The 2,621-nt window shown below is 57.4% G+C and carries 1 protein-coding gene; it reads right to left on the bottom strand.

What is annotated here, in order from left to right; translation table 11 throughout:
- Nucleotides 1-2,621: helicase-related protein (locus B5F34_RS17065; RefSeq protein WP_255376986.1), on the bottom strand; the 2,621-nt coding region annotated here is incomplete at both ends.

Below are 2,621 nucleotides of genomic sequence, written 5' to 3'. Positions count from 1 at the left end.
AGCTTGGCAATCTCGTTGCCTTTCCGTACTGCCCGTCCGTCACGCTGGGCGAGGTCGGACGGGCGCCACGGCGTGTCGAGGTGATGGATGGCAACAGCCCTCCTTTGGGCGTTCACACCCGTGCCGAGCATACTCGTCGAACCGAACAACACACGCACATGCCCCTCGTTCATCGCCTCTATCACCGCCTTCCGTGCCTTCTCGTTCTTGCACTCCTGTATGAAGCGGATTTCGCTTGCGGGTATGCCGTAGTCCTCCACCAGTTTGCGCTTGATTTCGGTGTACACGCTCCAGCCACCTCCGGGCTGATACGTGCCCAAATCCGAAAAGACGAACTGCGTCCCTTTGTGCGCGTCGTACTTGCGGTAATACTCCGCTATCGTCTTGGCGCAATGGCTCGCCTTGTTGTCCGGGTGGTCTTCATACGCCGGGTCTATCATGCGCATGTCCAGCGCCATTTTCCGGGCATAGTCCGTGGCGATGAGCATCTTCGCCTTTTCCTCCGTTTCCGAGAGTGGCGGTCTGCCCAATATCGTCGCGTCGCCCGACTTGGCGAACTGCATCAGCTTCCCGATAAACACCTCCTGGTCCGGGGTGGGTGGTATGTGGTGCAGTATCTCGTTCTTCTTCGGACGGTCCACGCCAATGTCCTCCGCCGTGCGGTAGTCGGTTATCTCGTTGTAGAACGCCGCCAGCTCCGGCACCTTGATGAAGTAGCGGAAGCGTTCCTTCTGCACGATGTTGTTCGTCACGTTGAACTCGAAATCGGTCGTCTTCTTGGCGAAGATGGCCGCCCATGCGTCGAAGCAGCGGATGTCCTGTTTCTCCAGCGCCTTCGGGCGCAGGTACTTGAACAGCAGATATAACTCCGTGAGGCTGTTGGAAATAGTAGTTCCAGACAAAAACGTCGCCCCCAAGTCCCTGCCCGTCCGCTCCTGTATGGTGCGGATGGCGAACAGCAGGTTCAGCGCCTTCTGGCTTCCTTCGGAGTTGCCCAACCCCGCCACACGGTCGTGACGGGTGTTGAACGTCAGGTTCTTGAACTGGTGGCTCTCATCGACAAAGAGGTGGTCGATGCCCATCTGCTTGAAGTCCACCACGTCGTCCGTGCGTGACTTGATGGCGTGCTCCACCTTTTCGAGCTTCGCCGTCAGGTTGATTTTCCTTTTCTCCAGTCCCCTCAGCATGGCGCGTGACACGTCCTTGCCCTGATTGCGCAGCACTTCGAGGTTTTCCTCCACCGAGTCCAGCTCTTCCTGCAAGATGCGCTGCTGCAACTCCGGCGACTGCGGTATCTTCCCGAACTGGTCGTGCGACATGATGACACAATCCCAGTCGTTGTTCTTGATGTCGTTGAAGAAACGCACCCGGTTGGCAGCGGCGAAGTCCTTCTCCGACGCATAGAGGATGCGGGCGTTGGGATATGCCCTGCGGTATGTTTCGGCAATCTCGCGCACGTTGGCTTTCAGACCGATAATCATCGGCTTGTGAACCAGTCCCAGACGCTTCATCTCATAGGATGCGACACACATTATCAGCGTCTTGCCGCCGCCAACCTCCTGGTCGGCGATACCGCCGAGGTTCAATTTCAGCATCCATACGCAATCCTTCTGGCTTACGTACAGGTCCTTGATACCGAGACCTTTCAGGTCCAAGTCCGGGAACTTCTGGTGCGAGCCGTCGTACTTCGGGCGCACGAAGCAGTTGAACTTGTTGTTGTACATGTCCGTCAGCCGCTTCTTGAACTCCGGCGACTGTTCCTCCAGCCACTCCGTGAAGCCGCCCCGGATTTCATCAATCTTCGCGTTGGCGAGCTGTATGCCCTCGCTGTCGCGCACCTTGATGTCATTGCCGTGCTCGTCCTTGCCGATACTTTTCATCATGTCCGGGCAGGTGTTGTGCAGGGCGTGCTTCAGGAGGTTCATGCCGTCGTAGTGGCGGTAATAGCCCTTCACCAGAAACTCGTCCGTGATTTTCATTGTCTTGTGGCTGCACGCCACCGCATACTCGTCGATGTTTTCCGAATAGGTTATCCGCACCTCCGTGTCGAACAGGCGGCTCATATAGGCGGCATACACGCCCGTGGGTATCCACCGTTCCCCGAAGTTGAAGTCCAAGTCCTCGAAGGGGATTTGTTCGGGTACTGCATCGCGTAACGCTGACAAAGCCTCCTGCGCCTGCGGCAGCATTTCGTGTCCCTCGTGTTCCTTTATCCATTCTTCTACGTCGGCGACTTTCTGCACCACGTTCCCGGCGATGAAGCGGTCGGCAATCTCATAGCCACCCGCCAACGGGTTGTAGAACACCCTGCCTTTCAGGGCTTCGAGCATATCCGTTTGCGACAGGTCGCAAAGTGATTCCATGTAGGGCAGGTTCACGCCGCCGTACAGGTTCAGCGAGGCGGACAGGGCTTCTTCGGGCGACTCCACTTTGGCAAGCGTTTCCTGCGAAAAGGAAACGGGATGGTCGAAGATGTCCGCCTTGACGAACTGCCCGTTCTCGCCGCGCTCCAGCGAGAGCATGTTGCGCCCCGAAGCGTCCATCAGGATGAGCTTGGCGTTGTGCTTGGCGTTCAGGTTGCCGTAGCGCATGACAAACTCGTCATAGTAGGTGTTCAGGTT

The organism is Mediterranea sp. An20, assembly GCF_002160055.1.
GTDB classification, from domain to species: Bacteria; Bacteroidota; Bacteroidia; order Bacteroidales; family Bacteroidaceae; genus Bacteroides; species Bacteroides avicola.
This window is presented reverse-complemented; position numbering and strand designations above follow the sequence as displayed.